Origin of the sequence: Micromonospora sp. ATA51, from assembly GCF_016802855.1 — a bacterium.
GTDB classification, from domain to species: domain Bacteria; phylum Actinomycetota; class Actinomycetes; order Mycobacteriales; family Micromonosporaceae; genus Micromonospora; species Micromonospora sicca.
In genome coordinates this window covers 1-5,939 of record NZ_JAEVHJ010000374.1, presented here as the reverse complement: position 1 = coordinate 5,939, position 5,939 = coordinate 1, and the positions used below count along the sequence as shown (strand labels likewise).

Genomic DNA, 5,939 nt, shown 5'->3' with positions numbered 1-5,939 from the left:
TCGAGTGGCCGATCAGCGTCGCGTCCCGCAGGTCGAGCGCCTCGATGACCGCGGCGAGGTCGTCGGCGTACCCGTCCATGTCGTTTCGCGTGCCGGACTCCGGGGCGCGGACGACCCGGCCGGCAAGCCCCCGGCCGTCTTCGCGCCGCTGCCCGACCGGCCGGACGTGTTCCGGACCGTCGCCGGGCGGGAGGTGGGCGAGCTGCTCCGGCTGACCCGGGACGAGCGCGGCGCGGTGGTGCGGATGCACTGGGCCACCTACCGCTTCACCCGCTCCCAGGAGACCTTCGACGGGTACGACTTCCGCGCCGGGAGATGATCACGGACCAGCCGAAATGGGCGGGGTGCGTCCGGTGTTGAACAGATACGATGGGTAGAACGTCCGCACGCCGCGCCAACAGGGCAGCGGCGCCGAATTCGGAAGCAGGTGGCGCAGGGCCCGACGGGCCCGATCTATGACCGGCACCCCACCTCCCGGCCCGCCCCGGGTGCAGACCAGGATCACGGTCCCCGACCCGAAGATCATGGTGAACCTGCTCGGCGCGGGCGACGAGATCCTGCGACTCGTCGAACGCTCGGTCAACAGCGACGTCCACGTGCGTGGCAACGAGATCACCATCACCGGCGCCCCCGCGGACAACGCCATCGCCGAGCGCCTCTTCAGTGAGCTCCTCGAACTCATCGAGAAAGGCGAGACCCTGACCAGTGACGCCGTCCGGCGTACCGTCGGCATGCTCGAGCAGGGCAGCGCGGAGCGGCCCGCCGAGGTCCTCACGCTCAACATCCTCTCCCGACGCGGTCGCACCATCCGCCCCAAGACCCTCGGGCAGAAGCGCTACGTCGACGCCATCGACTCGCACACCATCGTCTTCGGCATCGGCCCGGCCGGCACCGGCAAGACCTACCTGGCCATGGCCAAGGCGGTCCAGGCGCTGCAGGCCAAGCAGGTCAACCGGATCATCCTGACCCGGCCGGCGGTCGAGGCGGGGGAGCGGCTGGGCTTCCTGCCGGGCACGCTCAACGAGAAGATCGACCCGTACCTGCGTCCGCTCTACGACGCGCTGCACGACATGCTCGACCCGGAGACCATCCCGAAGCTGATGGCGGCCGGCACCATCGAGGTGGCGCCGCTGGCCTACATGCGGGGCCGTACGCTGAACGACGCCTTCATCATCCTGGACGAGGCGCAGAACACCACGCCCGAGCAGATGAAGATGTTCCTCACCCGGCTCGGCTTCGGTTCCAAGATCGTGGTCACCGGTGACGTCACCCAGGTGGACCTTCCCGGCGGGACGACCAGCGGCCTGCGGGTGGTCCGGGAGATCCTGGAGAACGTCGAGGACGTGCACTTCGCCCAGCTCTCCAGCTCCGACGTGGTCCGCCACCGGCTGGTGGGGGAGATCGTCGACGCGTACGCCCGCTGGGACGCCGAGCGGGAGAACCAGCAGGCGCAGAGCGTGCACGCCGTGCCGGGGCGGACCGCCCAGGGCGGTCGGGCCGGCCGGCGCCGCTAATTCATCAGAGGAAGACAGTTGTCCATCGAGATCGCCAACGAGTCCGGTGTCGAGGTCGACACGGACGCCGTGCTCGCCGTCGCCCGGCACGCCCTCGACGAGATGGGGGTCAACCCCCTCGCCGAGCTCTCCGTGCTGCTGGTCGACGTCGACTACATGACCGAGCTGAACCATCGCTGGATGGGCGGCGACGGTCCCACCGACGTGCTCGCCTTCCCCATGGACGAGGGCAGCGTCGACCACGGCCCGGGCGAGACCGCCCCGGCCGGTGGCGAGCCGGCCCTGCTCGGCGACATCGTGCTCTGCCCGGAGGTGGCGGCCAAGCAGGCGGCCACCGCCGGCCACTCGCCCGCCGACGAGCTGCACCTGCTCACCGTGCACGGCGTGCTGCACCTGCTCGGGTACGACCACGCCGAGCCGGAGGAGGAGCGGGAGATGTTCGCGCTCCAGGCCCGCCTGCTGTCCAGCTGGCGGTCGACCCGGTCCCGGTGATGACCACCCTGGCGGCGGCCTCTGGTACCGCCGGCCTGCCCGATCTCCAGCTCATCGTCTTCGCGGCGGGGCTGGTGGTGCTCGCCGGCCTCATCGCGATGACCGAGGCGGCGCTGGCCGCCGTCTCCCCGGCCCGGGCCGCCGAACTGGCCCGCGACGGGGCGCGCGGCGCCCGCGCCCTCCAGGTGGTCGCCGGTGACGTGGTCCGCCATCTCAACCTGCTGCTCCTGCTCCGGCTGCTGGCCGAGCTGACCGCCACCACCCTGGTGGCGCTGGTCGCGGTGGACACGTTCGGCGCCGGCTGGCGGGCCGCCCTGGTCACCGCCGGCGCGATGACCGTGGTCAGCTTCGTGGTGGTCGGCGTCGCGCCGCGGACCATCGGCCGGCAGCACGCGTACGCGGTGGGGCGCGCCGTCGCGCCCTGGTGCGCTGGCTGGGCCGGGCGCTGAACCCGCTCGCCTCGTTGCTGATCCTGATCGGCAACGCGGTCACCCCGGGCCGCGGCTTCCGGGAGGGGCCGTTCGCCACCCAGCTGGAGCTGCGCGAGCTGGTCGACCTGGCCGAGCAGCGCGGTGTCGTGGAGCACGGCGAGCGGCAGATGATCCACTCGGTCTTCGCCCTCGGTGACACCATCGCCCGCGAGGTGATGGTGCCGCGCACCGAGATGGTGTGGATAGAGGAGGGCAAGACCCTCTCCCAGGCGCTGGCGCTCTTCCTCCGCTCCGGTTTCTCCCGCATCCCGGTGATCGGCGACAGCGTCGACGACGTGCTCGGCGTGCTCTACCTGAAGGACCTGATCCGGCGTACCCAGGGCGGGGACCCACGGGCCGACGAGCTGCCGGTGTCGGAGCTGATGCGCCCGGCGACCTTCGTGCCGGAGTCCAAGCCGGTCGACGACCTGCTGTCGGAGATGCAGGCGGCCCGCAACCACCTGGTCATCGTCGTCGACGAGTACGGCGGCACCGGCGGCCTGGTCACCATCGAGGACATCCTCGAGGAGATCGTCGGCGAGATCACCGACGAGTACGATGTCGAACGCCCGCCGGTCGAACGCCTGGACGACGGTGCCGTCCGGGTCACCGCCCGCCTTCCGGTGGAGAATCTGGGCGAGCTCTTCGACACCGAACTCCCCACCGACGAGGTGGAGACGGTCGGTGGTCTGCTCGCCCAGTCGCTGGGCCGGGTCCCGATACCCGGGGCGGAGGCCGAGGTGTCCGGGCTCCGGCTGATCGCCGAGGGCACCACCGGGCGGCGCAACCGGATCGACACCGTGCTGGTGAGCCGGATGGCGCCGACCGACGCGCAGGACAGCGCGGGGCGTGGCGAGCACGCCGAGTCCCGCGGCAACCAGAACCGATCCGAGGAGAGGCAACCCGCCGATGCCTGAGTCACCCGCCGTGCCGGCGGCCCGGCCCACCCCGTCCGATCCCGCCGAGCTGAGCGCCGAGGACGGCAAGCTGGTCATCCTGGCCCGGGGCGCGCGCGGCCGGGTCGGCGCCGTGGAGGGCGCGGCGTCCGTGACCAGGACGGCCGGACGTACGCCGCGGCCAGCGTGGCCCTGCCCTCGCTCACCCTGACCGCGCTCCAGCTGGCGGTCGCCTCGGCGGTGGCCGCCGGGGCGAGCCGGCTGGAGGCGGCGGTGGTGGTGACCGACGCGTCGACGCTGGACGGCGCCGGGCACGCCGCGGTTCGCGACCTCTCCGCCGACGCGCCGATCCACGTGGCCGCGCCGGACGGCACCGTCCTCGGCACGGTGGTCGAGTGAGTGACCTCGAGCCGCGGCCGTACCGGGCCGGTTTCGCCTGTTTCATCGGGCGGCCGAACGCCGGCAAGTCGACGCTGACCAACGCGATCGTCGGTACGAAGATCGCCATCACCTCGAACAAGCCGCAGACCACCCGGCACATCATCCGCGCGGTGCTGCACCGCCCCGAGTCGCAGCTCGTGCTGGTCGACACGCCCGGTCTGCACCGCCCCCGGACGCTGCTCGGCGAGCGCCTGAACGACCTGGTCCGCTCCACCTGGAGCGAGGTCGACGTGATCGGCCTCTGCATCCCGGCGGACGAGCCGATCGGCCGGGGTGACCGGTTCATCACCGGTGAGCTGGCCGAGCTGAAGGCCACCGTCCTCGCCGTGGTGACCAAGACCGACCTGGTCGACAAGAAGAAGCTGGCCGAGCAGTTGCTCGCGGTCAGCGAGCTGGGCGATTTCGCGGCCGTGGTGCCGGTGAGCGCGGTCTCCGGGCACCAGGTGGACACCCTGGTCGACGTGATGACCGGCTACCTGCCCGAGTCGCCGCAGCTCTACCCGGACGACATGCTCACCGACGACCCCGAGCAGGTGCTGGTCGCCGAGCTGATCCGGGAGGCGGCCCTGGAGGGGGTGCGCGACGAGCTGCCGCACTCCATCGCCGTGGTGGTGGAGGAGATGATCCCCGAGGGCCAGGTCATGAAGATCTACGCCGACCTCTACGTCGAGCGGCCCAGCCAGAAGGCGATCGTGATCGGCCACCGGGCCAGCCGGCTCAAGGCGGTCGGCACGACCGCCCGCCGGCAGATCGAGGAGCTGCTCGGCACCCGGGTCTACCTGGACCTGCACGTCCGGGTCGCGAAGGACTGGCAGCGCGACCCGAAGCAGCTGCGCAAGCTCGGCTTCTGACCGTACGTCCGGCCGCCGGCTCCCTGTTCAGGGGGCCGGCGGTTCGGCGTTGCGGTGGTGGCGGCGCTGGTCCGGATCGGTCGGGGAATATGGCAAGTTTCACTTTTCGCCCCGCCCGCGCGCCGGTTTCGTCCGGCCGCGTCGGAGGGTAGGGGACGGCTAGCCCCCCGCCCCCAACATAGATGCAGGCTGATGCGCAATCGATACCTCGATCTGCTCCGCTTCCTGGCCATCGTCCGAGTCGTCGTCTACCACGTCACCGGCTCCGCGGCACTGACCCTGATCTTCCCGGCGATGTCGGTGATGTTCGCGCTCGCCGGCTCGCTGATGGCCGCCTCCCTGGACCGCACCGGCCCGCCGGCCGTCCTGCGGCGACTGCGCCGCCTGCTCCCGTCGCTCTGGGTGCTGTCGGCGCTCTTCGTGCCGGCCATGCTGCTCACCGGGTTGCCGCTGACCCCGAAGGTGCTGCTCTGGCTTTTCCCGGTCAGCGACCCGCCGGCCAACGGCTGGGGGTCGGTCGCGCTGAGCATGATCTGGTACCTGCGGGACTACCTGTGGTTCGTGCTCGCCTCGCCGCTCGCCCTGTGGCTGTTCCGCCGTGCCCCGCTGCCCACCCTCCTCGCCCCGTACGCCCTGCTCGCGGTGATCGAGTTCGGGGTCCTGCCGGCCGCGCCCACCGTGCTGCGCGAGTTCGGTCTCTACTTCGGCGCCTGGCTGCTCGGCTTCGCCCACCACGACGGCCTGCTGCGCCGGCTGGCCGGCCGGGTCCTGGTGCCGGCCGCGCTGGCCCTCGGCGCCGCCGGGCTGACCTGGATCTTCACCCACCCCGGCCCGCGCGGCTACGACCTCAACGACATCCACCTGGGCAACGCCCTCTGGTCGGCGGCGTTCACCCTGGTGGCCATCGGCCGGGCGCGGCCGGCGCCGGGTGGGTGGACCGCAACGCCGTCGTCGGCCGGGTGGTCACCGTGCTGAACCGGCGGGCGCTCACCGTCTATCTCTGGCACATGCCCTTCGTGGTGGCACTCACCCCGCTGGTGGACCTGGTCGGCTGGTCCCGCCGGGACCCGGTCGGCTTGGCGGTCCGGGTGGTGCTGGTGTTCGCCCTGGTGGGCATGGTCACCGTGCTGGTCGGCTGGGTCGAGGACGTGGCTGCCCGGCGGGTGCCGGAGCTGCTGCCCGGCGGGTCCCGTTCGACGCCGGCCGGCCGGGCCGCCGCCCCGGCCAGTCCCGCCCCGGCCAGGGCCGGGTCCGAACCGGTCCCGGTCGGGGTGG

At 72.1% G+C, this 5,939-nt stretch carries 3 protein-coding genes and 4 pseudogenes; all 7 read left to right on the top strand.

All coding sequences use genetic code 11. The features are described from left to right. A pseudogene (locus JNW87_RS33425) lies at window positions 1-319 on the top strand (hypothetical protein); the annotation flags it as partial. Between the two features lie 136 nt (window positions 320-455). Further along, window positions 456-1,514, top strand: a complete 1,059-nt coding sequence (locus tag JNW87_RS33420) for a PhoH family protein (protein ID WP_109804791.1) — start codon at window positions 456-458, stop codon at window positions 1,512-1,514. An 18-nt stretch (window positions 1,515-1,532) separates the two neighbouring features. Then, on the top strand, window positions 1,533-2,006 hold the full coding sequence (gene ybeY, locus JNW87_RS33415; RefSeq protein ID WP_109804790.1) for an rRNA maturation RNase YbeY: 474 nt from the start codon (window positions 1,533-1,535) through the stop codon (window positions 2,004-2,006). Next, window positions 1,982-3,393 (top strand): annotated as a pseudogene (locus JNW87_RS33410) (hemolysin family protein). Before ybeY ends, JNW87_RS33410 begins: the two are co-directional and overlap by 25 nt. Further along, window positions 3,386-3,771: pseudogene (locus JNW87_RS33405) on the top strand (cytidine deaminase). The pseudogenes JNW87_RS33410 and JNW87_RS33405 overlap by 8 nt, the downstream one beginning before the upstream one ends. After that, a complete protein-coding gene (gene era / locus JNW87_RS33400) occupies window positions 3,768-4,664 on the top strand; it encodes a GTPase Era (protein ID WP_109804787.1) in 897 nt (298 codons plus the stop codon). Before JNW87_RS33405 ends, era begins: the two are co-directional and overlap by 4 nt. Window positions 4,665-4,856: 192 nt before the next feature. Next, a pseudogene (locus JNW87_RS33395) lies at window positions 4,857-5,939 on the top strand (acyltransferase); the annotation flags it as partial.